This window comes from Variovorax nivicola, assembly GCF_051216475.1.
In the GTDB taxonomy this organism is placed as follows: Bacteria; Pseudomonadota; Gammaproteobacteria; order Burkholderiales; family Burkholderiaceae_C; genus Variovorax.
The window spans coordinates 614,462-637,634 of the sequence record NZ_JBPJZK010000002.1 but is presented as its reverse complement, the minus strand read 5'-3'; the positions used below and the strand labels follow the sequence as shown (position 1 = coordinate 637,634).

The following is a 23,173-nucleotide window of genomic DNA, read 5'->3' as shown; positions in this document are numbered from 1 at the left end:
ACAGGCGCGCAAAATCATCGCCTTCGACGCAACGTTTTTGCGTTACCTCCCCCGCTTTCATGACGCCACTCGACGCCCTCGACCTACGACTGCTGGAGCTGATCCAGGCGGACAGCCGCATGCCGCAGAGCGAACTGGGCGAGCGCGTGCACCTGTCGACCGCGGCCGTCAACCGGCGACTGAAGCGCATGCGCGACGAGGGCGTCATCCAACGCTACGGCGCGGTGCTGTCGCCCGCCGCGCTGGGCCACCCGCTGACCATCGTGGCGGAGGTGGAAACGGAGAGCGAGCAGATCGAACTGCTCGACGCAATGAAGCAGAGCTTCAGGGACTGCCCGCAGGTGCAGCAGTGCTACTACGTGACGGGCGAGTGGGACTTCATCCTCGTCTTCGTGGTGCGCGACATGGCGCAGTACACGGCACTGACGCGGCGGCTTTTCTTCCAGAGCAACAACGTCAGGCGCTTTCGCACGCTGGTCACGATGGATGCGGTGAAGCTCAGCCTTGATGTACCTGTTGCCTCGGGCTGATCGCAGCCCTTGCCGGCATCAGCATCGACCGCAACAGCAGCGCCATCACGCAGACGATGGGCCCCAGCGCCAGCAGCCGGCCGGGCTCGAACGCCAGCCCAGCCGCCGCGCCAACCGCACAGCCGATCTTGATCCAAGATGCGACCGCATCCCACCCGCGCCGGTGAGTCGCGGCAAACCCGATCAGCGCGACCCAGCCGAATAGCCCGCCGAACACAGAGAAGCCCCAGCTCAGCAGGTAATACGCCGTGTCCATGTCCCGGAACGCGAGCGCCGTACCCAGGCCGCGCCAGGTGTGCAGCCAGCCGTCGAAAAGGAAGAAGCCGGTGGCCGACGCGGCCCACCAGAAAAACGCATAGAGGCTCGCGATGCCCGCCAGGACGGCGAGACACGCGAGTGCACGCCGGGTGATGTCGTCGAAGGGCATGTGGGCGCGCCACGCTGCGGTGTGTCCGATGGGTCCGTTGTCCATGGCCGGTGCTCCATTGATGTGTGCAATGGGGGCCGAAGTTAGACACCGAGTGTGCGGGCCGCATGAAGCCCGCGTGAAGTGGTGTTACACGGCCAGCGCGCGCCGGATCGCCTCTTCGACAGGACTGGCCCGCCCACCGGCTGGCGATGCCGGCTCCATGACCAAAGACTCCGCGGGCAGCAACGGCGGCTGCGCCATGAAGCGCGGCTGCGTGCCGCGGTGCGGCTGAGCCGAATGCACGAGGAACGGATGGCACAGGTACACCGTGCCCGCCGCGCCAGTGGCAAGCACCTCGGGCCGTGCCTGCGATTCGGCGAAACCGTTGCGCGCAAGCTCCCGCAGCGACAGGCCTTCTTCGCCCGCTGGCGCGAGCATGCGGGCGATGTCGGCGTGCGAGCCCGCGCGAATGCGCGTCGGGGCGTCGTCCTCACCCACATCCGAGAACAGGAACAACATCAGCAGCGCGCGGCCCTTCGAGCGGATGTTCGCGCGCCAGGCCATGAAGTCGGGGTTCTCCAGCCCGAAGCTCACGTCGATGTGCCAGCCGGCATCGCCCGGGTCGTCGGGCGATGGAAAGCGTATGGGAAAGGTCCCCATCGCGCGACACGGCTCCCAGCGGCCCGGACCGACGAGCAGGTCGAAGGCGCGGTGCAGAAGCGGCGTGTTCGCGGCCTCGACGAAAGGCAGCTGCGCGTACATGCCAAGGCGGATGACCGGCCGGGTCCATGTCGACGGGTCGGCGGCGTCGCAACCCGTGTCGCGCCACAGGATGGCGCGCGCCGCATCTGCCAGCTCGCGCGGAAAGGCGTTGTCAATGCGCAGGAATCCGTCGCGGATGAAGGCTTGCGCGCTGGCGTCGTCGAATGCGTTGTCGGGCATGGGGCGAGGCGAACGAATGTCTATTGGAAGAGCCGATCAACCCTCTTCGGAAATCCCCAGCTCGGAACACACACGCCCGAGCAGCGCCTTCAGCGAGGCCACTTCGGCTTCGAGCCGCGCCACATTGGCTTTCAGCGCCGCGACCTCGCCCAGCGACACGTCGTGCGTGGCATAAGGCACATCGGACGGCCCAGCCACCTCTTCCGCCGGCGCACCGCTCAGCAGATGCGCCCAGCGGCTCTCGCGCGCGCCGGGCAGGCGCGCCAGCTTCACCACCAGCGCACCCGCCGGCCGTTCCGCGAGTTCATTCAGAAAGCCTTCGACCGACGAGATGTCGGCGAAGTTGTGCATGCGGTCGCAGGCGATGCGCAGTTCGCCCGCCGTTTGCGGACCGCGCAGCATCAGCACGGTGAGCAGGATGACCGACTGCGACGGGATGCGCAGCACGCGGTCGATGTTGTGCTCGTAGCGAAAGGCGCGCCCGCCGCTGGTCTCGGCGACGAGGCTGTATCCCTTCAGGCTGTCGATGGCGGCCTGCACCTGCGACTCGGCGAGTTCGAGCACGGGGCTGCGGCTGGTCTTCTGGTTGCAGCCCGACACCAGCGAATTGAGCGTGAGCGGGTAGCTGTCGGGTACGGTGCGCTGCTTTTCGGCCAGCACGCCGAGGACACGGGTTTCGAGAAGGGACAGAACGGGCAGCGGTGTGGTGGACATGGCTCGGGGATCGATGATGAAACGCAGAAGGCAGGCAAGCGCCGCACTCAGGGCGACGCGACGCCAAGGATAGGCCCCAGCTCTCGCACGAAGTCGCTTCTATGCAGCGCCGTCGAATGCAGTGCCGAGACCGTGCCGTCGAGGTACAGCGCGTCCCGGCAGTGGAGCACATCGCGGAAGTAGAGCGCGAACTCGTAGAAATTCACCGGCGTCTCGCTGATGACGAAGATCGCCGTGTGACCGATCACGCCGACGCCGTTGCGGATCTTGCGCGAATCGGAATGGGGAATGAAGGCGGGGTGCACGACGCCGCGGCGCAGCAGCAGCGGGCCCGACTGCGTGGCGAGGCGCACGCCCTTCGACAGCGCCGGGTATTCCGACGACTCGACCACGCGCGGCCCTGTGTCCGACACGAGGAATACGCCGTTGGGCTTGAGGAAGAAATTGCCGGCACCCTCGGCCAGGTTGAGCGGCGCCTCTTCGCGACCGTTGCGCATCAGCAGGCCGACCGGGGAAAAGTCCTCGTGGTACATGCCGGCGTTCACCGCGAAACCCAGTTGGCGGTGACGCTCCTTCAGCCAGGCATCGAGCCGGTCGAAGCGCTTGAACGGCACACCTGCGTCGTCGCGCAGGAACAGCTCGAGCCGCTCGGTGCGCAGGTCGACCTTCACACGGTGAAGCGCGGGTCGGCCGCCGCGAAGCCTGCGAACAGCAGGGCCCCCAGGAGCAGCAGAAGCCTTCTCATGCAGCGCCCGCGAGCCCCGCCCTGGTCAACCGCCGTTGATGCGGCCGACCAGCGCCTTCGTGAACGCCTCCGTGCCCGCCGTGCCGCCCAGATCGCCCGTGCGCACCTTGTCGATGTTCAGCGTCTCGTCGATGGCCGTGCGCAGGCGCGTGGCCAGTTCGGGCAGCTTCACGTGGTCGAGCATCAGCGCGGCGGCCAGCAGCAGCGCGGTGGGGTTGGCGATGCCCTTGCCGGCGATGTCGGGTGCGGAGCCATGCACCGCCTCGAAGATCGCAGCATCGGCGCCGATGTTGGCGCCGGGCGCCATGCCCAAGCCGCCGACCAGGCCCGCCACGAGGTCGGACAGGATGTCGCCGAACAGGTTGGTGGTGACCAGCATGTCGAACTGCCAGGGGTTGAGCACCAGCTTCATCGCGCAGGCGTCGATGATGACCGTGTCGAGCTCGAACTTGCCCTTGTATTTCTTCTCGTAGAGGTCGAGGCCGGTCTCCAGGAAGATGCCCGTGAGCGCCTTCATGATGTTGGCCTTGTGCACGATCGTGACCTTCTTGCGGCCCGTGGCCACTGCCGTCTCGAAGGCGTATTCGAGCAGGCGGCGGCTGCCCTGGCGGGTGTTGATGCCAGTGGCCATGGCCACGGCGTGCGGGTCGCCGTCGATGGGCACGTAGTGCTCATGGCCGATGTAAAGGCCTTCGAGGTTCTCGCGCACGACCACCAGGTCGATCTTGTCGAAGCGCCCGCCGGGAATGATGGTGCGCGCCGGGCGCAGGTTGGCGTACAGCTGGAATTCCTCGCGCAGCCGCACGTTCGACGAGCGGTAGCCGCCGCCCGAAGGCGTCTCCAGCGGGCCTTTCAGGGCCAGGCGGGTGCGGCGGATGCTGTCCAGCGTGGCCTGCGGCAGCGGATCGCCCGACGCCTTGACGCCGCCGAGGCCGGCGATCTGCGTGTCCCAGGTGAAAGGCGCCTTCAGCGCATCGAGCGCGGCCAGCGTGGCGTCGACGATTTCGGGGCCAATGCCATCGCCGGGAATCAGGGTTGCGGGAATGGAGGGGATGGTCATCGGCTGCTTCTCGCTTTCTGTATCGGGGGCTGGAGCATACGTCGCGTGCGAGACAGTGCCGAGCGCCCCCACGCTCAAGGCACCTTCTGCTTGAGGTGTTTGTGGTACGCGAAGGTGCCGATGACGCCCTGCAGGTAGAAGTAGAAGAAGACCACCGCCATGAACAGGCCGATTCCGTTGGCGTGGCCCTGCTGGATGAGGACGATCTTGGCCCAGACGAAATACGCCAGCATCAGCACCGCGCAGATGCGACTCTTCTTGTAGATGCCGAAGGTGAAGCCGAGGATCAGCGCGACGTCGATGAGCTGGTACGCGCCGATGCCGAGCATGCTCGTGCCCAAGATGGCGATCAGCACGAAGATCACGGTGACCGCCGCCGAGATCAGGCCAGCGATCCAGGCACTGCGGATTTTCTTGAGGATGGCATCGGGCACGTCAGGCGCGGCGACGGGCATCAGCACTTCCGTGCCGGGCGGGGCGAAACGATCGTCGGACATGGTCCTCTTCCTCCCTGGATATTGGTGTGGGCGCCACTTTATCGGCCGGGCAATTCCTCGTCCACCAGCGTGGCGCGCCCCACGACACGGCCGGGCACGAGCAGCGCACCGGGCGCGATCACCGCATTGGCGCCGATGCGCGCCCCATCGCCTATCAGCGCACCGAACTTCTCGCAGCCGGTGCCCTGCAGCGCCCCGCCCTCGCCGCTTCTCACAAAGATTTCCTTGTCGGCCCGCTCGTTGCGGTGGTTGCAGATGATGCTGCCGGCTTCCATGTTGACGCCCGCGCCCAGCACCGAGTCGCCGACGAAGTTGAAATGCGCGAGCGCCGTGCCCGCGAAGACAAAGGACGATTTCAGCTCGGTGCCCGGCCCGATGGTGCATCGGGCGTCGACCCAGTTGCCGCCCCGCAGGTAGGCGCCAGCGGCCACGAAACAGTCCGGACCGACGATCAGCGGACCCTTGAGCACCGCGCCCGCTTCGACCCGGGCGCTACGGTGAACGGCGACTTCGCCCTCGATGACGTAGTCGTCGGCCGGCAGCCCGGCCAGCAGCTGGCGCACGATTTCAGGGGCTTGCGGCGGTAGTTCCCAAGGCAGCGAGGCGGCCCATGGCGCCAAGGGAGAAGAGGTGAATCCGGCGATGTAGGCGGCGAGTTCGATGGCATGCGTCATGGGGTCGATGCTGCCACCGAACACAGCCCGGGACGCCGCCACCTAAAATGCCCGGTTCCCGTCAGTCAGTCCAGTCAGCCACTCCCGAAAGCGCCCTTCCCGATGTCCGCCCCGCGCAAGCTCTTCGTCACCACCGCCCTGCCGTATGCCAACGGCAAGTTCCATATCGGCCACATGATGGAATACATCCAGGCCGACATCTGGGTGCGGAACCAGCGAATGAATGGCGCCGACGTCAACTTCGTGTGCGCCGACGACGCGCACGGCGCGGCCATCACCATTGCGGCCGACAAGGCCGGCGTGACGCCGCAGGCCTTCGTGGCCGAGATCGCCGCGGGCCGCAAGCCGTATCTCGACGGCTACTACATCTCCTTCGACAACTGGCACTCGACCGACGCGCCCGAGAACCACCAGCTGGCGCAGGACATCTACCGCGACCTGCGCGCCAACGGTCTGATTGCCACCAAGAGCGTCGAGCAGTTCTACGACCCTGCAAAGGGCATGTTCCTGGCCGACCGCTTCATCAAGGGCGAGTGCCCCAACTGCCATTCGAAGGACCAGTACGGCGACAACTGCGAGGTTTGCGGCGCCGTGTACGCACCCACCGAGCTGATCAACCCCTACTCGGCCCTGTCCGGTGCCAAGCCCGAGCTGCGCAGCTCCGAACACTTCTTCTTCAAGCTGTCGGACCCGCGCTGCGAGGCCTACCTGAAGGAATGGACCGCCGCCGCGGGCCACGTGCAGCCCGAGGTGCAGAACAAGATCCGCGAGTGGCTCTACAAGGACGACGAAGGCAAGGGCGGCCTCGGCGACTGGGACATCAGCCGCGACGCGCCCTACTTCGGCATCGAGATCCCCGATGCGCCTGGCAAGTACTTCTACGTGTGGCTCGACGCACCCGTGGGCTACCTGGCCTCGCTGAAGAACCTGCTCGACAAGCGCTGCATCGAACTCGGCGGCGACGGCATCTCGTACACCGAGTACATGGCCGACCCCGACCTGGAGCAGGTGCACTTCATCGGCAAGGACATCATCACCTTCCACACGCTGTTCTGGCCCGCGATGCTGCACTTCAGCGGCCGCAAGGCGCCCGACGCGGTGTACGTGCACGGCCACCTCACGGTGAGCGGCGAGAAGATGAGCAAGAGCCGCGGCACCGGCATCGACCCGCTCAAGTACCTGTCGATCGGGCTCGACCCCGAATGGCTGCGCTACTACATCGCCGCCAAGCTCAACGGCCGCAACGAGGACATCGACTTCAACCCCGAAGACTTCGTCGCACGCGTCAACAGCGACCTCGTGGGCAAGTACATCAACATCGCGAGCCGCGCCGCGGGCTTCATTGGCAAGCGCTTCGAAGGCAAGCTGGGCGAGGTGTCGGCCGACGGCGACGCGCTGCTGTTCGCGCTGCGCGATGCGGCCCCGCAGCTGCATTCGCTCTACGACGGTCGCGACTACGCCCGCGCGCTGCGCGAGGTGATGGCGCTGGCCGACAAGGTGAACGAATACGTCGACCAGAACAAGCCCTGGGAACTGGCAAAGAAGGAAGGCGCCGAGGCGCGGCTGCACGATGTGTGCACCGTGTGCATCGAGGCCTTCCGCCTGCTCACGCTGTACCTGAAGCCGGTGCTGCCGGCGCTGGCCGTGAACGTCGAGGCCTTCCTGAAGATCGAGCCACTGGTCTGGACAGACGCCGCGCAGTCGCTGCCTCCGGGCCACGCCATCGGCGAATACAAGCACCTGATGCAGCGTGCCGACGCCAAGCTGGTCGACAAGCTGTTCGACGCACCCGAGCCCGCACCGGCTGCGACTGCCGCCGTCTCGGAAGAAGCGCTGCCGGGCGGCGAAGCCATCGCGCCCACCATCACCATCGACGACTTCGCGAAGATCGACCTGCGCATCGCGAAGATCGTGGCCTGCGAGAAGGTCGAGGGATCAACCAAGCTGCTGCGCCTGACGCTCGACGCCGGCGAGGGCAAGACGCGTAACGTGTTCAGCGGCATCGCCTCGGCCTACGAACCCGAGCAGCTCGTGGGCAAGCTCACGGTGCTGGTCGCCAACCTCGCGCCACGCAAGATGAAGTTCGGCGTCAGCGAAGGCATGGTGCTGGCGGCGAGCCATGGCGACGAAAAAGCCCACCCGGGCATCCACGTGCTCGAACCCTGGCCGGGCGCAACGCCGGGCATGCGGGTTCGCTGACCGGCACGACAGAACACGAGAAGCAAAGACCACCGCATGACCACGCTGCATCGCGCCCTTCTGCTGCTGTCGCTGTCAGCCCTGCTGAGCGGCTGCGCCGTGGTGTCGGTGGCGAGCACCGCCGTGAGCGTGGGCGCCGGCGCAGTCGGCCTCGCAGCCGACGCTGCCATCGGCACCGTGCGCATCACCGGCAAGGCCGTGGGCGCGGCAGCCGATGCGGTGATTCCCGACAGCCAGTAAGCAAGCAGACGCTCAGTCCGCGAGGCCCAGCCGGGCCACATGCGGCGGCGTGTGCGACGCCTTTTCCTTGCGCACGAACGCAGACCTCAGCCCCGCGTGCGGTTCGCGAGCGTCGAAGAAATTGCGGCGCATGTGGGTCAGTTCTTCGTCGCGGTAGCGCTGCAGCGGCTTCACCGACTCGTCCTGTTCGCGCATTGCCTTCTTCCGCGCGATGCGCCCGGGCAGGTCCGGCGAGGCGGCCAACTGCGCGGCGAGCCGGAGCACTTCGTCGCCCAGTTCCTCCGGCGCGGCCTGCAGCACGCGCTGCGCCATGCCGAGCTCGACCGCGCGCTTTGCGCTCACCGGCAGCGTCGACTGCGTGAGCCGCTGCGCCTCGCTCTCGCCCACTCGGCGCGGCAGGATGTAGGTCCAGTATTCGGAGCCGTAGAGGCCCATCAGCCTGTAGTGCGGGTTGAGCACGGCGCCGTCGCGGCACCACACCTCGTCGGCCGCCAGCGCGAGCATCACGCCGCCGGCCGCGGCATTGCCGCCGAGCGCCGACACGGTGAGGCGGTCGGTGGTGGTCAGCACCGCTTCGACCAGGTCGTTCATCGCGTGGATGTTGGCCCACGATTCCTCGGCGGGGTCATCGGCCGCCTCGATCACGTTGAGATGGATGCCGTTCGAGAAAAAGTCGCGCAGGCCGCCGAGCACCAGGACCGAGGTCTGGCGGGTGCAGGCGAAGCGGTAGGCCTCCAGCAGCCGGCGGCACTGCGTGGCGCTCATCGCGCCGCCGGGAAACGAGAAATTCAGCACGCCGACTGCGCCATGCTCGCTGTAGCGCATGTCTGACCAGGTGCGGCGCCCTGCCGGCAACTGCAGCGGCGCCGGCACCTCGGGCACTTCGAAAGGCAGCAGCTCGCCGAGTGCCTGCACGGCCGGCAGCTTGTAGCTGGGCAGCCGTGAGCCGGGCTCGCGCCAGGGCCGCAGTTGCGCGATCCACACCGCACCGTCGACAGTGGCTCGGCAGATGGCGCCGGCGCGGGTGGCGATCAGCTCGCCGGGCCTGTTGCCGCGCAGTTCGTCTTCGGAATGGCCGCCGTGCAGGTACCACTGCATGCCCAGCAGTTCGTCGAGCACGCCGGGCTGCGAATCGGCCGCACGCAGCTGGCGCAGCACAAACTCGGTCGTGTCGGTCGCCCAGTCGATGCGGCGCTGGGCCTGCTTCATGAAAGGCCGCCAGCCGGCGGCCAGGGCGGCGGCCTTCTGCTTGCGGGGCTTGTGCTTGCCCGAGGCGAAACGCTCTACCGCGAGCAGCACCGCGTCGAGCACGGCGTCGGCCACCTCGCCGCGGTAGAGGTCGCTCTTGCCGGCCAGCGGCGGCACCTTCAGCGGCGACCATGCCCAGACATCGCCCGCGTCCATCTCGGCCACGGCCTCGAGCACGGTGACGCCCCAGCTTTCGACGCCGCCCTGCAGCGTCCAGTCGAGCGACGAGGGCCCCCGGTCGCCCGGCGGGCCGGGATGCACGATCAGGCAGGTGTGGGCGCTCCAGATGTCCTGGGGAATGGCGCTGGTCAGCATCGGCGCCACGATGAGCTGGGGCGAATGCATCCGCACGGCTTCGCGCAGGGCTTCGTCGTTGCCGAGAGCCAGTTCCACCCCCACGGTGTGGCCGCGATCCTGGAGTTCGGCGAGAACCCGTTGCGTCAGGCTGTTGAACGCGCTTGCGACAAGCAGGATGTGCATCGGATGGACCCCGGTAATGTCAGTGACGAAATGTCAATGAATGTCAAAAATGTATCGAGATCCTTTGTTTCGGATAAGTTGAGCGAAAGTTCGCATCGGCATGACTCACCGCTTGCGCGGCCTGCTGCACGGCCGGGGGGCAGTCCACAATGAACGACACATGCACTCTCCGCTGAACCTCACCCGCTTCCGCCCACGCCTGATGGACGCGCTCGCGGGATACGACCGCGAGCGCTTCTTCAAGGACCTGGGCGCGGGCGCCACGGTCGGCATCGTGGCGCTGCCGCTGGCCATGGCCTTCGCCATCGCCTCGGGGCTCAAGCCCGAGGCGGGCATCTGGACGGCGATCATCGCGGGCTTCCTGATCTCGCTGCTGGGCGGCTCGGCGGTGCAGATCGGCGGGCCGGCGGGGGCGTTCATCGTGATCGTCTACGGCATCGTCGAGCGCTACGGCGTGGCGAACCTGCTGATCTCCACTGCCTGCGCGGGCGTGCTGCTGTTCATGGCGGGGCTGTTCGGGCTGGGGCGGCTGGTGCGCTTCGTGCCGCTGTCGATCGTGGTGGGCTTCACCAACGGCATCGCGGTGCTGATATTGCTGTCGCAGCTGAAAGACCTGCTCGGGCTGACGGTGGCGAAGATGCCGGCCGACGTGTTCTCGCAGCTGCACGCGATGGCGCTGCAGATCGGCACCTTCAATCCCTATGCCTTCGGGCTCGGCATCGCCTGCGTGGCCGGGCTGCTGCTGTGGCCGCTGCTGCTGAGTGGTGACTCGAAGGTGGGCACAGCGGTGCTGCGCGTTGCTGGCCGCGTGGCGCGCACGCGTGCCGTGCAGGTGGGCTCGCGCATGCCGGGGCCCATCGTGGCGCTGGTCACGCTCACGCTGGTGTCATGGGGCTTCGAGCTGCCGGTGGAAACCATCGGCACGCGCTTCGGCGGTATTCCCGAAGGCGTGCCGGCTTTTGCGCTGCCCGATTTTTCATGGGAGACGGTGAAGCAGCTCGTGACGCCCACGCTGACCATCGCGCTGCTCGGCGCCATCGAATCGCTGCTGTGCGCGCGCGTGTCCGACCAGCTCAGCGGCCAGCCGCGCCACGACCCCAACCAGGAGCTGATGGCGCAGGGCATTGCGAACGTCGTCACGCCCTTCTTCGGCGGCATGCCGGCCACCGGCACCATCGCACGCACCGTCACCAACATCCGTTCGGGCGGCACCTCGCCGATCGCGGGCATCGTGCATGCGATCACGCTGCTGGCCGTGGTGCTGCTGGCCGCGCCGCTCGCGCGCCACGTGCCGCTCGCGGTGCTGGCGGGCATCCTGGTGTTCGTGGGCCTGAACATGGGCGAATGGCGCGAGTTCACGCCCACGCAGCTGCGGCATTTCAGCCGGCACTACCGGCTGCTGATGCTGGGCACCTTCTTCCTCACGGTGGTGTTCGACCTGACGGTCGCCGTGCAGGTGGGCATCGTGCTGGCCTGCGCCCTCTTCATCCGGCGCATGAGCGGGCTGTTCAGCGTCGAACTGGTCACGCTGCAGCCGCCGGTGCTCACCTACAGGCTCTACGGCGCGCTGTTCTTCGGCGCGGCGGCCAAGCTCGACGAGGCGGTGAATGCCGCAGAGCGCGCGCCGCGCGGCATGACGCTGGTGCTGGACGCCACGCACCTCATTTACCTCGACGCCACCGGTGTCGATGCGCTGCGGCAGTTGCACCGGGCGGTGCTGGCGCGCGACGGGTTGTTGCGCATCGAGTCGTTGCAGCCGCAGCCGCTCGAGGTGCTGGTGCGTTCGGGCTTTGCCGAGGAATTAACGACGGGCCAGCCCGGCGCGTCACACGGCGCGTAGCCGCCATGGAGGCTACGGGGCTTCGGTGCCCCGGTCAGGCGAAGAGCCGCTGCGCACCACGCGCTGGTCGTCGTTCAGCGTGGCGGTGAAGACCATGGCCGAGTTCGGCGGCTGCACCCAGCGCCATTCCCATTCGGTCTCGCGCTTGAGCGCATAGGGCGTGACCTTGGCGGGCTTGCCCAGCATCTTGCGCAGGTCTTCCATCATCATGCCGGGCTGCACTTTGGCGAAGTTCTCGGGCGTGAGCACCTGGCGCAGCGCGCTCATCTTGCCGTCGGTACCGATGGTGATCATGTAGTTCTTCTGGCCGGCCGGCTGGCGGTTGTACTCGAACACGCGGCCGCCGTTGGGAGCATCCCAGACGTTCTCGGGCTGGCCGAAACGGGCCCGCACGTCGGCCTCGGTGGAGACGCCTTCTTCAAGCTCGGAGATGTTCTTCGAGTCGCATCCCACGAGAGCCATCACCGCCGCCAGAAACCCTGTTGCCATGCCGATCTGCCATCCTCGCCGTTGCTTCATGCCGTCCCCGGTAAAATTCGCGTCATAAAGGTCCAGTCTATGTCCATCTTCCGCCGCCCCCACTACACCTCCGAGATCACGAACTTCATCGAGGAGATGAAAGAAAAGAAGCCAACGCTGGAAGCCGAACAGCGCGCCGGCCGCGCCCTCCTCTGGGACAAGCACCTCGACCGCAGCCTCCTCGAGGAGTACAGCGAAGCCCGCGTGCCGATGCAGCCGTACGTCTACCAGACCCAGGCCAAGTAATTCCCCGATGCCGAATTGGCAGCACGCTCCCGTCCGCATTGCGCTGGTCGCTATTGAAACGATAGCAACAGCCCGATGAAGAGCGACGAGGACAACGGCACGCTGGTGGTCGACATGCCCGACGTGGTCGACCAGGTCGCGCTCGCGAGGCTCTATGGCGAGCCGCTGTTCGCGATGCCGAAGGACCTGTACATCCCGCCCGAGGCGCTGCAGGTGTTCCTGGAGGCCTTCGAAGGCCCGCTGGACTTGCTGCTCTACCTGATTCGCAAGCAGAACTTCAACATCCTCGACATCCCGATGGCGGGGCTCACGCGGCAGTACCTGAGCTACGTCGACGAGATCCGCCAGACCAATCTCGAACTCGCGGCCGAGTACCTGCTGATGGCCGCGATGCTGATCGAGATCAAGTCGCGCATGCTGCTGCCGCCCAAGAAGGTGGCCGACGGCGAAGAGGCCGAAGACCCGCGCGCCGAGCTCGTGCGCCGCCTGCTCGAGTACGAGCAGACCAAGCTGCAGGCCGCAGCCCTCAGCGCCACGCCCACGTACGGCCGCGACTTCTGGAAGGCGCAGGTCTACATCGAGCAGTCTCTGAAGCCGCGCTTCCCCGACGTGGACGTGGTCGAGCTGCGCGACGCGTGGGCCGACATCATGAAGCGCGCCAAGCTCGTGCAGCACCATAAGATCTCGCGCGAAGAGCTCAACGTGCGCGAGCACATGAGCATCGTGCTGCGCCACCTGCAAGGGCAGCGCTTCGTCGAATTCGAGAAGCTGTTCGACGTGTCGCGCGGTACGCCCGTGCTCATCGTCACCTTCATCGCGATGCTGGAGCTCGCGAAGGAAACGCTGATCGAAATCACGCAGGCGGAAGCCTTTGCTCCCATCTACGTCCGGCTGGCCTACTCGCCCGCCTGACCCAACCGGTTGATACGCCAGTGACTCCCGCCGTGCGCGACTTCGACGTCCTCATCGTCGGCAGCGGCCTGGCCGGCCTTTCGGCCGCGCTGCACCTGGCGCCCACGCACCGCGTGGCCGTGCTGACCAAGCGCGCGCTGAACGACGGCTCCAGCGCCTGGGCGCAGGGTGGCATCGCGGCGGTGCTGGCGGCGGGCGACAGCTTCGACGCGCACGTCGAAGACACGCTGGTGGCCGGCGCCGGCCTGTGCGACCCCGAGGCCACGCGCTTCGTGGTCGAGCACGCACCCGAGGCCATCGGCTGGCTGCGCGAACTGGGTGTGCCCTTCTCGGAAGAGTCCGAGGAGGCTGGCGGCGGCCTGCACCTGACGCGCGAAGGCGGCCACAGCCAGCGCCGCATCGTGCACGTGACCGACGCCACCGGCGCGGCCGTGCAGCAGGTGCTGATCGAGCGGGTGCGGCGCACGCCTAACATCGCGCTGTTCGAGCACCACACGCTGGTCGACCTGATCACCGGCCCCAAGATCGGGCTGGAAGACCCCGCCTGCCTGGGCCTCTACGCACTCGACGACGAGACCGACGAGGTGCTGGCCTTCCGCGCCCCGCACACCATCCTAGCCACGGGCGGTGCCGGCAAGGTGTACCTGTACACCACCAACCCCGACACCGCCACCGGCGACGGCATTGCCGCCGCGTGGCGCGCGGGCTGCCGGGTGTCGAACATGGAGTTCATCCAGTTCCACCCGACCTGCCTGTATCACCCGCACGCCAAGTCTTTCCTGATCAGCGAGGCGGTGCGCGGCGAAGGCGGGCTGCTCAAATTGCCCGATGGCACGCGCTTCATGCCGAAGCACGACGAGCGTGCCGAGCTCGCACCGCGCGACGTGGTAGCCCGCGCCATCGACTTCGAGATGAAGAAGCACGGCCTCGACTGCGTGCACCTCGACATCTCGCACCAGCCGGCCGCGTTCCTGAAGGAACACTTCCCCAACATCCTCGCGCGCTGCCTGGAGCTGGGCATCGACATCACGCGCGAGCCCATCCCCGTGGTGCCGGCCGCGCACTACACCTGCGGCGGCGTGCTCAGCGACCTGAGCGGGCGCACCGACATCCCGGGCCTCTACGCCATCGGCGAGACCGCCTGCACCGGCCTGCACGGCGCCAACCGCCTGGCCAGCAACTCGCTGGTCGAGTGCATGGTGTTCGCACGCGCCGCTGCCGGCGCTATCGCCACGGCGCCGGTGCGCGAGCGCGCCGAGCTGCCCGCCTGGGACGACAGCCGCGTCACCGACGCCGACGAGGCCGTGGTCATCTCCCACAACTGGGACGAGCTGCGCCGCTTCATGTGGGACTACGTCGGCATCGTGCGCACCAACAAGCGCCTGGAGCGCGCGAGCCATCGCATCGCGCTGCTGCAGGCCGAGATCCAGGAGTTCTATGCGAACTTCCACGTCACGCGCGACCTGCTCGAGCTGCGCAACCTGGTGCAGGTGGCCGAGCTGATCGTTCGTTCCGCGCAGGCCCGCCACGAGAGCCGTGGCCTGCATTTCAGCCGCGACTATCCTTCGCTCGCCGAGCCCACCGCACCCACGGTGCTGGTGCCGCCGGACGACCGCTAGCCCTACCCGCTTCGTTTTCTTCACTCAAGGATGCCCGGCCACCGACGCCCGCAGGGAGAAACCCAACCATGTCGAACACCACGCCCACCACCATGACCGAAGCGCCTCCGGCCTCGCCCTACGGCACGCTGCCGCCGGCCTCCCCGCCCGCATCGCGCAAGCCCGTGAGCCTGCCGCGCCTGGCCGACATGCACGCGCGCGGCGAGAAGATCGCCATGCTCACGGCCTACGACGCCACCTTCGCAGCCATGGCCGATGCCGCGGGCATCGACTGCCTGCTGGTCGGCGATTCGCTCGGCATGGTCTGCCAGGGCCTGAACAGCACCGTGGGCGTGAGCCTGGACACCATGCGCTATCACACCGACAGCGTCTCGCGCGGCCTGCGCCGCGTGCAAGGCACGACCTGGCTGATTGCCGACCTGCCCTTCGGCAGCTACCAGGAATCGCGCGAACAGGCGCTGCGCAGCGCCACGGTGCTGATGCAGGCCGGCGCGCACATGGTCAAGCTCGAAGGCGGCGGCTGGACCACTGAAACCGTGCGCTTCCTGGTCGAGCGCGGCATTCCGGTGTGCGCGCACCTCGGCCTGACGCCGCAGACGGTGCATGCGCTGGGCGGCTACCGCGTGCAGGGCAAGGGCGACGCCGCCGGCGCGCTGCTGAAGCAGCAGGCCCACGCGCTGCAGGACGCGGGCGCCGCGATGCTGGTGCTCGAGATGGTGCCGGCCGCGCTGGCCGCCGAGCTCACGGCCGAGCTGAAGCACTGCGCCACCATCGGCATCGGCGCCGGCAAAGCCACCGCCGGGCAGGTGCTGGTGTTGCACGACATGCTGGGCATCAACCTCGGGAAGATGCCGAAGTTCGTGCGCAACTTCATGGCCGATGCGCCGGGCGTGCTGCCCGCGCTCAAGGCCTACGTTCAGGCCGTCAAGGACGGCAGCTTCCCCGACGACCGACTCCACGCCTGGTAAGGAAGGAAACCCCTCATGCACATCGCACACACCATCGCCGAACTGCGCGACCACCTGGCCGCCTTCAAGCGCCCCGCCTTCGTCCCCACCATGGGCAACCTGCACGACGGGCACCTGGCCCTGGTGAAGCAGGCGAAACCGCTGGGCGACGTGACGGTGGCAAGCATCTTCGTGAACCGCCTGCAGTTCCTGCCGCACGAAGACTTCGACACCTACCCGCGCACCTGGGACAGCGACTGCGAGAAGCTGCGCACCGCCGGCTGCGATGTGCTGTTCGCGCCGGATGAGAAGGCGCTCTACCCCGAGCCGCAGACCTGCAAGGTGCACCCCGACCCGGCGCTGGCCGACATCCTCGAGGGGCATTTCCGCCCGGGCTTCTTCATCGGCGTGTGCACGGTGGTGATGAAGCTCTTCCAGTGCGTGCAGCCGCGCGTGGCCGTGTTCGGCAAGAAGGACTACCAGCAGTTGATGATGATCCGGCACATGGTGCGGCAGTTCGCGCTGCCCATCGAGATCGTGGGCGGCGAGACCTTCCGCGCCGACGACGGCCTCGCGCTGTCGTCGCGCAACGGCTACCTGAGCGAGAGCGAACGCGCCGAGGCCGTGCAGCTGTCGAAGGCGCTGAAGGCAATGGCCGAGGCGGTGCGCGCGGGCGAGCGCGACCTGGCCGCCATTGAGGCACGGGCCATGCAGACGCTGGCGCAGCGTGGCTGGCAGCCGGACTATCTTGTGCTGCGGCGCCGTGCCGACCTGCAGGCACCGGCCGCGGGTGAACCACTCGTGGCGCTGGCCGCGGCGCGCCTGGGCACCACGCGGTTGATCGACAACCTCGAGATCGAGGCACCGGCCTCATGACTTACAGCGTCAAAGAAATCTTCTACACCCTGCAAGGCGAAGGCGGCCAGGCCGGCATGCCGGCCGTGTTCTGCCGCTTCGCGGGCTGCAACCTCTGGACGGGCCGCGAGGAAGATCGAGCCTCCGCCATCTGCCGCTTCTGCGACACCGACTTCGTGGGCACCGACGGCACGCTGGGCGGCAAGTTCAAGACCGCCGACCTGCTCGCCGACACCATCGCCGCGCAATGGCCGGCCGCAGATGCCGACCATCGCCTCGTGGTGCTGACCGGCGGCGAGCCGCTGCTGCAGGTGGACGCGGCCCTGGTCGACGCGCTGCACGCGCGGCGCTTCCGCATCGCGGTCGAAAGCAACGGCACGGTCGAGGCGCCCGAGGGCATCGACTGGCTGTGCATCAGCCCCAAGGCTGGCGCGCCATGGGTGCAGCAGCGCGGTCAGGAGCTGAAGCTGGTGTGGCCGCAGACCGAATTCGACCTCGACACGATGGCGCGCACGGGCGAGTTCACGCACCGCTTCCTGCAGCCGATGGACGGGCCCGACCGGGTCGCGAACACCGAGCTTTGCATTGCCGAATGCATGAAGCAGCCGGTTTGGCGCCTGAGCGTGCAGACCCACAAGATCACCGGGATCCGCTGAGACGGCGGCCCTTTTCCCCCAGAGTTTCTTTTTTGACGATGCGATTCACCATCAGCCAACGCTTTTTCTTCGACGCCGCTCACACGCTGAAGCGAGAGATCGAAGTCGAAGGCAGCCGCCGTATCCACGGCCATACGTACCACGCGGAGGTGTGGCTCGCGGGGGAGCGCGATCCCGTGGCGGGGATGGTGATTGATCTGGGGTTGCTGCGTCGGCGGCTGGAGGACGTGCGCGAGCAGCTCGATCATCACCTGCTCGACGACGTAGCCGGACTGCATCCGCCGACGCTGGAGAACCTGTGCGTGTTCATTGCGGATGCGCTGCCGGACTTGCGGCCGTCGCTGGCCCGCGTGCGTGTGTGGCGCGAGGCGCTGGGCGACTCCTGCACCGTGGACTTCTAGGTCTTGCTCCCTCTCCCGCTTGCGGGAGAGGGTTGGGGTGAGGGTGAACGGCATCAACGGCCGCGCAATGTTGTGAGGCCCTCCCCCTCACCCTAGCCCTCTCCCGCAAGCGGGAGAGGGAACAACGCTTCAGGCCGCGCCGATGCCTGCTACCAGGCTACCCGGCGCCTGCCCGTTCTTCAGCCCGGCCGTAAACGCCAGCATCCGATCGATCGGCACGCGCGCCCGCAGCCCCAGCACCGGATCGACATGGATCTCGCCCACACCCGTTTCCAGCGCATTGGCCAGCTCCACCAGCCCATTCATCGCCATCCACGGGCAATGCGCGCAGCTCTTGCAGGTACCGCCATTGCCGGCCGTGGGCGCCTCGATGAAGACTTTGCCCGGGTTCAGCGTGCGCAGCTTGTGCAGCATGCCGCTGTCGGTGGCAACGATGAATTCACTGGCGTCCATGCGCTGCGCCGCGCTCAGGATGGCCGAGGTGGAACCCACCGCATCCGCCAGCGCGATCACGTCGGACGGCGACTCAGGGTGCACCAGTACCTTCGCCTTCGGGTGCTCCTTCATGAGCAGTTCGAGCTCCAGCGCCTTGAACTCGTCGTGCACGATGCAGGCGCCGTTCCAGCTGACCATGTCCGCGCCGGTCTGGCGCTGGATGTAGTCGCCCAGGTGGCGGTCAGGGCCCCAAAGAATCTTTTGCCCCGCCGCGTGCAGCGCGTTCACCACGTCGAGCGCGCAGCTTGACGTGACCAGCCAGTCGGCGCGCGCCTTCACGGCAGCGCTGGTGTTGGCGTAGACGACCACGGTGCGGTCGGGGTGCTGGTCGCAGAAGGCGCTGAACTGTTCGACCGGGCAGCCCAGGTCGAGCGAGCAGTTCGCGTCGAGGTCGGGCATCAGCACGCGCTTTTCGGGCGAGAGGATCTTCGAGGTCTCGCCCATGAAGCGCACGCCCGACACCACCAGCGTCTGCGCGGCGTGGTCGCGGCCGAAGCGCGCCATTTCGAGCGAATCGCTCACGATTCCGCCGGTTTCCTCGGCGAGGTCCTGCAGGTCGGGGTGCACGTAGAAGTGCGACACCATCACCGCGTTGCGCTCGCGCAGCAGGCGGCGAATGCGCTCCTTCAGCGCGATGCGCTCGTCGGGCGAAGGCTCGGCCGGCACGCGGGCCCAGGCGTGGCGCGTGTCGCAGACGGCGCCGGCCTTTGCGGCGGGCTGCTCGTAGTCGACATCGATGACCGGAGACGACATGGGCGGATCAGCCTTCCTGGAAACGCATCGAGTAGTCGATGGCTTTGACATCCTTGGTCAATGCGCCGACCGAAATACGGTCCACACCGGTTTCGGCCAGGGCGCGCAGACCGTCCAGTGTGACGCCACCGGATATCTCCAGCACGGCCTTGCGGTCTTCGCTGGCTTCGTCGTTGATGCGCACGGCCTCGCGCAGCGTGGGCAGGTCCATGTTGTCGAGCAGCACCATGCGCGCGCCGGCTTCCAGCGCTTCGCGCAGCTGGGCCAAGGTTTCGACCTCGACCTCGACGAAGGCGGCTTGCGAGGCCACCGGCGCCACTGCGCGCAGGGCCGCAGCCACGCCGCCGGCCGCGGCAATGTGGTTTTCCTTGATGAGCACGGCGTCGTAGAGGCCGATGCGGTGGTTCAGGCCGCCGCCGGTGCGCACCGCGTACTTCTGCGCGAGGCGCAGGCCCGGAATGGTCTTGCGGGTGTCGACGATGCGGGCGCGCGTGCCGCGCACGGCGTCGGCGTAGAGGGCGGTCTTGGTGGCGACCGCGCTCAGCAACTGCAGGAAATTGAGCGAGGTGCGCTCGGCCGTCAGCAGCGCGCGGGCGGCACCTTTGATTTCGAGCACGGTCTGGTCGGCCGCGCAGCGTTCGCCTTCGGCGCACAGCCAGTGGATGCGCACTTGCGGATCGAGCTGCCGCAGCGTGGCCTCGACCCAGGGTGCGCCGCATACGACGGCGGATTCGCGCGCCAGCACACGGGCGCGGGCACGGCGGGCGGGATCGACCAGCGACGCGGTGAGGTCGCCGTCGGCGACGTCTTCCTGCAATGCGCGGGCGGCATCGGACAGGGCCAGCGCGGCCACGGCCGACGCTGAAAAATCAAAGCGAAGGCTCATGGCTCTTTGTCTCTGCGTCTTTTTTATTAAGAGGAATGGCGAGGGGAAGCCGCGGCACCGGGCGGCACGGATTCCGGTACCGGGTCGCGGCCCGTCAGGGCGGCCACCGCGTCTTGCGGGCTCACGCGGCCGTCGAGCAGCGCGACCACGCCTTCGGCGATTGGCATCTCGATGCCGAGGCCGCGAGCGCGCTGCACCACGGTGCGGGCGCAGTACACGCCTTCGGCCACATGGCCCAGCGAATCGACGGCCTGCGCCAGCGTGCGGCCCTGCGCCAGCAGCAGCCCGACCTTGCGGTTGCGCGACAGGTCGCCGGTGGAAGTCAGCACCAGGTCGCCGAGGCCCGAAAGGCCCATGAAGGTTTCGGCGCGGGCACCCAGCGCGAGGCCGAAGCGCGTCATTTCGGCGAGGCCGCGGGTGATGAGCGCCGCGCGGGCGTTGAGCCCGAGCGCGAGGCCGTCGCACAGACCGGTGGCGATGGCCAGCACGTTCTTCACCGCGCCGCCCACTTCCACGCCCACGATGTCCTCGTTGGCGTAGACGCGCAGCGCGGGGCCGTGGAAGGCGTCGACCAGCGTGTCGCGCACGGCGGCATGCGGGCTGGCGGCCACCAGCGCGGTTGGGCGCCCTTCGGCGACCTCCTGCGCGAAGCTGGGGCCGCTGAGCACGCCCGCTCTCAAATCAGGAGCAACCTGCGCCCAGATTTCGTGGGCGAGCAGGCCAAAGGATGCGGGGGAGGTGTCGAGCGCGGGCTCGACTCCCTTGCACAGCCACGCAACCGCGGCAGTGGTGCCGCGCAGTGCGATGAGCTGTTCGCGCAGGGCGGCCATGGGGGTGGCCACGATGACGAGGTCGGCGCCGGCCTGCGCCTGGCCGATGTCGCCCGAGCGCACGGCGAGCGAGGCCGGCAGTGCCAGCCCGGGCAGGTAGCGGGTGTTTTCGCGCGCGGCCGACATGGCGTCGGCCTGGGCGGCATCGCGCGCCCAGAGCGTGACCTCGTGGCGAGCCGCCGCGTTGACAGCGACTGCCGTGCCCCAGGCACCGGCGCCATGAACGCAGATCTTCATCGGCGTTGGCGGCATTGACGGCGTTGGGCCGTGCTTACTGCGCCAGGGTCGGCGCAGCCTGGCCGGCGGCCTGCGCCTGCTGCTGCTCGTACATCGCCTGGAAGTTGATTTCGGCGAGGTGCACGGGCGGGAAGCCACCGCGCTGGATCACGTCGGCGACATTGCCGCGCAGGTACGGGTAGACGATCTGCGGGCAGGCGATGCCGAGGATGGCGCCCATCTGCTCTTCCGGCAGGTGACGGATTTCGAAGATGCCGGCCTGCTTGGCTTCGACCAGGAACACGGTCTTGTCGCCGATCTTGGTCTGCACGGTGGCCGACACGGTGATCTCGAAGATGCCGTCGGTCACGGGCTGGGCGTCCACACCGAGCTGGATGTCGACGGTGGGCTGCTCTTGTTCCAGCAGGATCGCGGGCGAATTGGGTTGTTCGAGCGACAGGTCCTTGAGGTAGACGCGCTGGATCTGGAAAACGGGATCTTGGGCTTGCTGGTCGGCCATGGCTGAACTTTCGAGGATCAAAACAATGCCCGCCGGGGAGAGGTTCCCGCAGCGGGCTGCAGATGGATGAGCGGACGATTATCGCCCGGCGACCGCGCCACTTCCGTGACGCCGGTTGCTTTGTGTTTCAGGCGCTCTGCAGCAGCGGAACGAGGCCACCGCGGCTGTCGAGTGCCATCAGGTCGTCGCAGCCGCCCACGTGGGTGTCGCCGATGAAGATCTGCGGCACCGTGCGGCGCTGGGTGACTTCCATCATGGTGTTGCGGGCCTGGGGGTCGGTGTCGATGCGGATCTCTTCGATCTGCTCGACGCCCTTGGACTTCAGGATTTGCTTCGCACGCGTGCAGTAGGGGCAAACGGCGGTGGTGTACATCTTGACTGCTTGCATACGCTCTATCTCGGGGAGATTTCAGGCCTTTTCAACGGGCAGGTTAGCGTCTTTCCAGGCTTTCAGCCCGCCGGCCACGGCTTGGGCCTGCTCGTAGCCCAGCTTCTTGGCCATGGCCACGGCGCGCTGGGCGCGGGCGCCGGTGGCGCACACCAGCAGCAGCGGCACGGTCTTGTTCTTGACCGCGCCGGTGAGCTTTTCCTCGAGCTGGTTCAGGGGAATGTTCTTGGCGCCGATCATGTGGCCGGTGGCGAATTCTTCCGCCTCGCGCACGTCGACCAGCACCGCGCGCTCGCGGTTGATGAGCTGCACGGCACCCTGCGCCGTGAGCGTTCCGCCGCCCGCCCCCCGCACCAGCGGCCAGGCCAGCATGGCTCCCGAGCTGAGCGCGATCAGGATCAGCATCCAGTTCGCGGTGACGAATTCGATCAATTTCACGGGGGTTCCTTGAATGGCAAACCGGGGATTTTAGAATGCGAGGTTTCGCAAGCGCAGCCAAAGGCCTCCCACATGCACAAACTGGTATTGATCCGTCACGGCGAATCCACCTGGAATCTAGAAAACCGCTTCACCGGATGGACCGACGTCGACCTGACCGAGACCGGCGTGGAGCAGGCCAAACAGGCCGGCCGACTGCTCAAGGCCGAAGGTTACGACTTCGACGTCGCCTACACGAGCGTGCTCAAGCGCGCCACCCGCACCCTGTGGCACACGCTCGACGAACTCGACCGCACCTGGCTGCCCGTGGTCCATTCCTGGCGCCTCAACGAGCGCCACTACGGCGGCCTGCAGGGCCTGAACAAGGCCGAAACCGCCAAGAAATACGGCGACGAGCAGGTGCTGGTCTGGCGCCGCAGCTACGGCACCCCGCCCCCGCCGCTGGAAGCCGACGATCCGCGCAGCGAGCGCGGCGACGTACGCTACGCCAAGCTGCCGCCCGAACAGATTCCGCTGACCGAGTGCCTGAAGGACACGGTGGCGCGCGTGCTGCCCTTCTGGAACGAATCGATGGCGCCCGCCATCCGCACCGGGCGCCGCCTGGTCGTGGCGGCCCATGGCAACTCGATCCGGGCGCTGGTGAAGTACCTCGACGGCATCTCGGACGACGCCATCGTCGGCTTGAACATCCCGAACGGCATTCCGCTGGTCTACGAGCTCGACGACGACCTCAAGCCCCTGCGCCACTACTATCTCGGCGATGCCGCAGCCGCCGAAAAGGCAGCCGCAGCGGTGGCATCGCAAGGCAAGGGCTGAAAAGACCGGTAAAGACCGCCCTAAAAGCCCCCGTCCGGCGCTCCACCCGTGGAACCCCGGCAAACAAATTGCTTCCAAGCTGTGTATATTGGTTCGAC

27 protein-coding genes are annotated in these 23,173 nt (G+C 67.5%); 12 read left to right on the top strand and 15 right to left on the bottom strand.

Annotation, left to right across the window (positions count from 1 at the left end; all coding sequences use genetic code 11):
• Positions 1 to 59 precede the first annotated feature (59 nt).
• Positions 60 to 530 carry an Lrp/AsnC family transcriptional regulator gene (locus ACSFBF_RS11645; protein WP_435466994.1) on the top strand — a complete coding sequence of 157 codons (471 nt, stop codon included), beginning with the start codon at positions 60 to 62 and terminating at the stop codon, positions 528 to 530.
• On the opposite strand, the gene ACSFBF_RS11640 is transcribed toward ACSFBF_RS11645, so the two are convergent.
• The 7 genes from ACSFBF_RS11640 to ACSFBF_RS11610 form a co-directional block, all read right to left on the bottom strand.
• Positions 499 to 1,002 (bottom strand): hypothetical protein, encoded by a 504-nt coding sequence (locus ACSFBF_RS11640; protein WP_435466992.1) that lies wholly within the window; start codon positions 1,000 to 1,002, stop codon positions 499 to 501. The two genes, ACSFBF_RS11645 and ACSFBF_RS11640, sit on opposite strands and share 32 nt — an antisense overlap.
• An 84-nt stretch (positions 1,003 to 1,086) precedes the next feature.
• Positions 1,087 to 1,881, bottom strand: coding sequence for a phytanoyl-CoA dioxygenase family protein (locus ACSFBF_RS11635; RefSeq protein WP_435466989.1), 795 nt, complete (start codon positions 1,879 to 1,881; stop codon positions 1,087 to 1,089).
• Positions 1,882 to 1,917: 36 nt separating this feature from the next.
• The gene (locus ACSFBF_RS11630; RefSeq protein WP_435466987.1) at positions 1,918 to 2,595 is read right to left on the bottom strand and encodes a YceH family protein; all 678 of its coding nucleotides are present in this window, start codon (positions 2,593 to 2,595) and stop codon (positions 1,918 to 1,920) included.
• Between the two features lie 47 nt (positions 2,596 to 2,642).
• On the bottom strand, positions 2,643 to 3,266 hold the full coding sequence (locus ACSFBF_RS11625) for a phosphodiester glycosidase family protein (protein ID WP_435466985.1): 624 nt from the start codon (positions 3,264 to 3,266) through the stop codon (positions 2,643 to 2,645).
• 99 nt (positions 3,267 to 3,365) lie between these two features.
• On the bottom strand, positions 3,366 to 4,400 hold the full coding sequence (locus ACSFBF_RS11620) for an isocitrate/isopropylmalate dehydrogenase family protein (protein ID WP_435466983.1): 1,035 nt from the start codon (positions 4,398 to 4,400) through the stop codon (positions 3,366 to 3,368).
• Between the two features lie 74 nt (positions 4,401 to 4,474).
• The gene (locus ACSFBF_RS11615) at positions 4,475 to 4,897 is read right to left on the bottom strand and encodes a hypothetical protein (RefSeq protein WP_435466981.1); all 423 of its coding nucleotides are present in this window, start codon (positions 4,895 to 4,897) and stop codon (positions 4,475 to 4,477) included.
• A gap of 38 nt (positions 4,898 to 4,935) precedes the next feature.
• Entirely contained in the window at positions 4,936 to 5,571 is a 636-nt protein-coding gene (locus tag ACSFBF_RS11610; RefSeq protein WP_435466979.1) for an LbetaH domain-containing protein, read from the bottom strand.
• A 102-nt stretch (positions 5,572 to 5,673) separates the two neighbouring features.
• On the opposite strand from ACSFBF_RS11610, the gene metG reads away from it, so the two are divergent.
• Positions 5,674 to 7,770, top strand: a complete 2,097-nt coding sequence (metG, locus tag ACSFBF_RS11605; RefSeq protein WP_435466977.1) for a methionine--tRNA ligase — start codon at positions 5,674 to 5,676, stop codon at positions 7,768 to 7,770.
• A gap of 36 nt (positions 7,771 to 7,806) precedes the next feature.
• The gene (locus ACSFBF_RS11600) at positions 7,807 to 8,010 is read left to right on the top strand and encodes a hypothetical protein (protein WP_435466975.1); all 204 of its coding nucleotides are present in this window, start codon (positions 7,807 to 7,809) and stop codon (positions 8,008 to 8,010) included.
• Positions 8,011 to 8,022: 12 nt separating this feature from the next.
• Here the strand turns inward: ACSFBF_RS11600 and ACSFBF_RS11595 are convergent, their stop codons facing one another.
• Positions 8,023 to 9,738 (bottom strand): enoyl-CoA hydratase-related protein, encoded by a 1,716-nt coding sequence (locus ACSFBF_RS11595; RefSeq protein WP_435466973.1) that lies wholly within the window; start codon positions 9,736 to 9,738, stop codon positions 8,023 to 8,025.
• 160 nt (positions 9,739 to 9,898) lie between these two features.
• On the opposite strand from ACSFBF_RS11595, the gene ACSFBF_RS11590 reads away from it, so the two are divergent.
• Entirely contained in the window at positions 9,899 to 11,578 is a 1,680-nt protein-coding gene (locus ACSFBF_RS11590; protein WP_435466972.1) for a SulP family inorganic anion transporter, read from the top strand.
• A gap of 12 nt (positions 11,579 to 11,590) precedes the next feature.
• On the opposite strand, the gene ACSFBF_RS11585 is transcribed toward ACSFBF_RS11590, so the two are convergent.
• On the bottom strand, positions 11,591 to 12,067 hold the full coding sequence (locus ACSFBF_RS11585; protein ID WP_435466971.1) for an outer membrane protein assembly factor BamE: 477 nt from the start codon (positions 12,065 to 12,067) through the stop codon (positions 11,591 to 11,593).
• Between the two features lie 69 nt (positions 12,068 to 12,136).
• On the opposite strand from ACSFBF_RS11585, the gene ACSFBF_RS11580 reads away from it, so the two are divergent.
• The 7 genes from ACSFBF_RS11580 to ACSFBF_RS11550 all read left to right on the top strand — a co-directional run bounded on the left by ACSFBF_RS11580 (position 12,137) and on the right by ACSFBF_RS11550 (position 17,733).
• Positions 12,137 to 12,343, top strand: coding sequence for a DUF3460 family protein (locus ACSFBF_RS11580; protein ID WP_093058036.1), 207 nt, complete (start codon positions 12,137 to 12,139; stop codon positions 12,341 to 12,343).
• A 75-nt stretch (positions 12,344 to 12,418) separates the two neighbouring features.
• A complete protein-coding gene (locus tag ACSFBF_RS11575; RefSeq protein ID WP_093058037.1) occupies positions 12,419 to 13,255 on the top strand; it encodes a segregation and condensation protein A in 837 nt (278 codons plus the stop codon).
• 32 nt (positions 13,256 to 13,287) lie between these two features.
• A complete protein-coding gene (nadB, locus tag ACSFBF_RS11570) occupies positions 13,288 to 14,874 on the top strand; it encodes an L-aspartate oxidase (RefSeq protein ID WP_435467416.1) in 1,587 nt (528 codons plus the stop codon).
• A gap of 68 nt (positions 14,875 to 14,942) precedes the next feature.
• On the top strand, positions 14,943 to 15,842 hold the full coding sequence (panB, locus tag ACSFBF_RS11565) for a 3-methyl-2-oxobutanoate hydroxymethyltransferase (protein WP_435466968.1): 900 nt from the start codon (positions 14,943 to 14,945) through the stop codon (positions 15,840 to 15,842).
• Positions 15,843 to 15,857: 15 nt separating this feature from the next.
• Positions 15,858 to 16,697, top strand: coding sequence for a pantoate--beta-alanine ligase (panC, locus tag ACSFBF_RS11560; RefSeq protein WP_435466966.1), 840 nt, complete (start codon positions 15,858 to 15,860; stop codon positions 16,695 to 16,697).
• Positions 16,694 to 17,332 (top strand): 7-carboxy-7-deazaguanine synthase, encoded by a 639-nt coding sequence (gene queE / locus ACSFBF_RS11555; protein WP_435466964.1) that lies wholly within the window; start codon positions 16,694 to 16,696, stop codon positions 17,330 to 17,332. Before panC ends, queE begins: the two co-directional genes overlap by 4 nt.
• A 38-nt stretch (positions 17,333 to 17,370) precedes the next feature.
• On the top strand, positions 17,371 to 17,733 hold the full coding sequence (locus tag ACSFBF_RS11550) for a 6-carboxytetrahydropterin synthase (RefSeq protein WP_435466962.1): 363 nt from the start codon (positions 17,371 to 17,373) through the stop codon (positions 17,731 to 17,733).
• Positions 17,734 to 17,862: 129 nt separating this feature from the next.
• On the opposite strand, the gene nadA is transcribed toward ACSFBF_RS11550, so the two are convergent.
• The 6 genes from nadA to ACSFBF_RS11520 all read right to left on the bottom strand — a co-directional run bounded on the left by nadA (position 17,863) and on the right by ACSFBF_RS11520 (position 22,226).
• Complete coding sequence (gene nadA, locus ACSFBF_RS11545; protein ID WP_435466960.1) at positions 17,863 to 18,981, bottom strand: quinolinate synthase NadA; 1,119 nt, start codon at positions 18,979 to 18,981, stop codon at positions 17,863 to 17,865.
• A 7-nt stretch (positions 18,982 to 18,988) separates the two neighbouring features.
• On the bottom strand, positions 18,989 to 19,867 hold the full coding sequence (gene nadC / locus ACSFBF_RS11540; protein WP_435466958.1) for a carboxylating nicotinate-nucleotide diphosphorylase: 879 nt from the start codon (positions 19,865 to 19,867) through the stop codon (positions 18,989 to 18,991).
• A 26-nt stretch (positions 19,868 to 19,893) separates the two neighbouring features.
• The gene (locus ACSFBF_RS11535) at positions 19,894 to 20,934 is read right to left on the bottom strand and encodes an NAD(P)H-dependent glycerol-3-phosphate dehydrogenase (protein ID WP_435466956.1); all 1,041 of its coding nucleotides are present in this window, start codon (positions 20,932 to 20,934) and stop codon (positions 19,894 to 19,896) included.
• Between the two features lie 34 nt (positions 20,935 to 20,968).
• The gene (secB, locus tag ACSFBF_RS11530; RefSeq protein WP_093058046.1) at positions 20,969 to 21,433 is read right to left on the bottom strand and encodes a protein-export chaperone SecB; all 465 of its coding nucleotides are present in this window, start codon (positions 21,431 to 21,433) and stop codon (positions 20,969 to 20,971) included.
• 127 nt (positions 21,434 to 21,560) lie between these two features.
• Positions 21,561 to 21,821 carry a glutaredoxin 3 gene (gene grxC / locus ACSFBF_RS11525; RefSeq protein WP_435466954.1) on the bottom strand — a complete coding sequence of 87 codons (261 nt, stop codon included), beginning with the start codon at positions 21,819 to 21,821 and terminating at the stop codon, positions 21,561 to 21,563.
• A 21-nt stretch (positions 21,822 to 21,842) separates the two neighbouring features.
• A complete protein-coding gene (locus tag ACSFBF_RS11520) occupies positions 21,843 to 22,226 on the bottom strand; it encodes a rhodanese-like domain-containing protein (protein ID WP_371127403.1) in 384 nt (127 codons plus the stop codon).
• A gap of 105 nt (positions 22,227 to 22,331) precedes the next feature.
• Between ACSFBF_RS11520 and gpmA the strand changes: the two genes are divergently transcribed.
• The gene (gpmA, locus tag ACSFBF_RS11515) at positions 22,332 to 23,075 is read left to right on the top strand and encodes a 2,3-diphosphoglycerate-dependent phosphoglycerate mutase (protein ID WP_435466952.1); all 744 of its coding nucleotides are present in this window, start codon (positions 22,332 to 22,334) and stop codon (positions 23,073 to 23,075) included.
• Positions 23,076 to 23,173: the final 98 nt, after the last annotated feature.

Coding starts and splice junctions, on each gene's coding strand:
- ACSFBF_RS11645 (WP_435466994.1), top strand. CDS start 60: ATGACGCCACTCGACGCCCTCGACCTACGACTGCTGGAGCTGATCCAG.
- ACSFBF_RS11640 (WP_435466992.1), bottom strand. CDS start 1,002: ATGGACAACGGACCCATCGGACACACCGCAGCGTGGCGCGCCCACATG.
- ACSFBF_RS11635 (WP_435466989.1), bottom strand. CDS start 1,881: ATGCCCGACAACGCATTCGACGACGCCAGCGCGCAAGCCTTCATCCGC.
- ACSFBF_RS11630 (WP_435466987.1), bottom strand. CDS start 2,595: ATGTCCACCACACCGCTGCCCGTTCTGTCCCTTCTCGAAACCCGTGTC.
- ACSFBF_RS11620 (WP_435466983.1), bottom strand. CDS start 4,400: ATGACCATCCCCTCCATTCCCGCAACCCTGATTCCCGGCGATGGCATT.
- ACSFBF_RS11615 (WP_435466981.1), bottom strand. CDS start 4,897: ATGTCCGACGATCGTTTCGCCCCGCCCGGCACGGAAGTGCTGATGCCC.
- ACSFBF_RS11610 (WP_435466979.1), bottom strand. CDS start 5,571: ATGACGCATGCCATCGAACTCGCCGCCTACATCGCCGGATTCACCTCT.
- metG (WP_435466977.1), top strand. CDS start 5,674: ATGTCCGCCCCGCGCAAGCTCTTCGTCACCACCGCCCTGCCGTATGCC.
- ACSFBF_RS11600 (WP_435466975.1), top strand. CDS start 7,807: ATGACCACGCTGCATCGCGCCCTTCTGCTGCTGTCGCTGTCAGCCCTG.
- ACSFBF_RS11595 (WP_435466973.1), bottom strand. CDS start 9,738: ATGCACATCCTGCTTGTCGCAAGCGCGTTCAACAGCCTGACGCAACGG.
- ACSFBF_RS11590 (WP_435466972.1), top strand. CDS start 9,899: ATGCACTCTCCGCTGAACCTCACCCGCTTCCGCCCACGCCTGATGGAC.
- ACSFBF_RS11585 (WP_435466971.1), bottom strand. CDS start 12,067: ATGGCAACAGGGTTTCTGGCGGCGGTGATGGCTCTCGTGGGATGCGAC.
- ACSFBF_RS11580 (WP_093058036.1), top strand. CDS start 12,137: ATGTCCATCTTCCGCCGCCCCCACTACACCTCCGAGATCACGAACTTC.
- ACSFBF_RS11575 (WP_093058037.1), top strand. CDS start 12,419: ATGAAGAGCGACGAGGACAACGGCACGCTGGTGGTCGACATGCCCGAC.
- panB (WP_435466968.1), top strand. CDS start 14,943: ATGTCGAACACCACGCCCACCACCATGACCGAAGCGCCTCCGGCCTCG.
- panC (WP_435466966.1), top strand. CDS start 15,858: ATGCACATCGCACACACCATCGCCGAACTGCGCGACCACCTGGCCGCC.
- queE (WP_435466964.1), top strand. CDS start 16,694: ATGACTTACAGCGTCAAAGAAATCTTCTACACCCTGCAAGGCGAAGGC.
- ACSFBF_RS11550 (WP_435466962.1), top strand. CDS start 17,371: ATGCGATTCACCATCAGCCAACGCTTTTTCTTCGACGCCGCTCACACG.
- nadA (WP_435466960.1), bottom strand. CDS start 18,981: ATGTCGTCTCCGGTCATCGATGTCGACTACGAGCAGCCCGCCGCAAAG.
- nadC (WP_435466958.1), bottom strand. CDS start 19,867: ATGAGCCTTCGCTTTGATTTTTCAGCGTCGGCCGTGGCCGCGCTGGCC.
- ACSFBF_RS11535 (WP_435466956.1), bottom strand. CDS start 20,934: ATGAAGATCTGCGTTCATGGCGCCGGTGCCTGGGGCACGGCAGTCGCT.
- secB (WP_093058046.1), bottom strand. CDS start 21,433: ATGGCCGACCAGCAAGCCCAAGATCCCGTTTTCCAGATCCAGCGCGTC.
- grxC (WP_435466954.1), bottom strand. CDS start 21,821: ATGCAAGCAGTCAAGATGTACACCACCGCCGTTTGCCCCTACTGCACG.
- ACSFBF_RS11520 (WP_371127403.1), bottom strand. CDS start 22,226: ATGCTGATCCTGATCGCGCTCAGCTCGGGAGCCATGCTGGCCTGGCCG.
- gpmA (WP_435466952.1), top strand. CDS start 22,332: ATGCACAAACTGGTATTGATCCGTCACGGCGAATCCACCTGGAATCTA.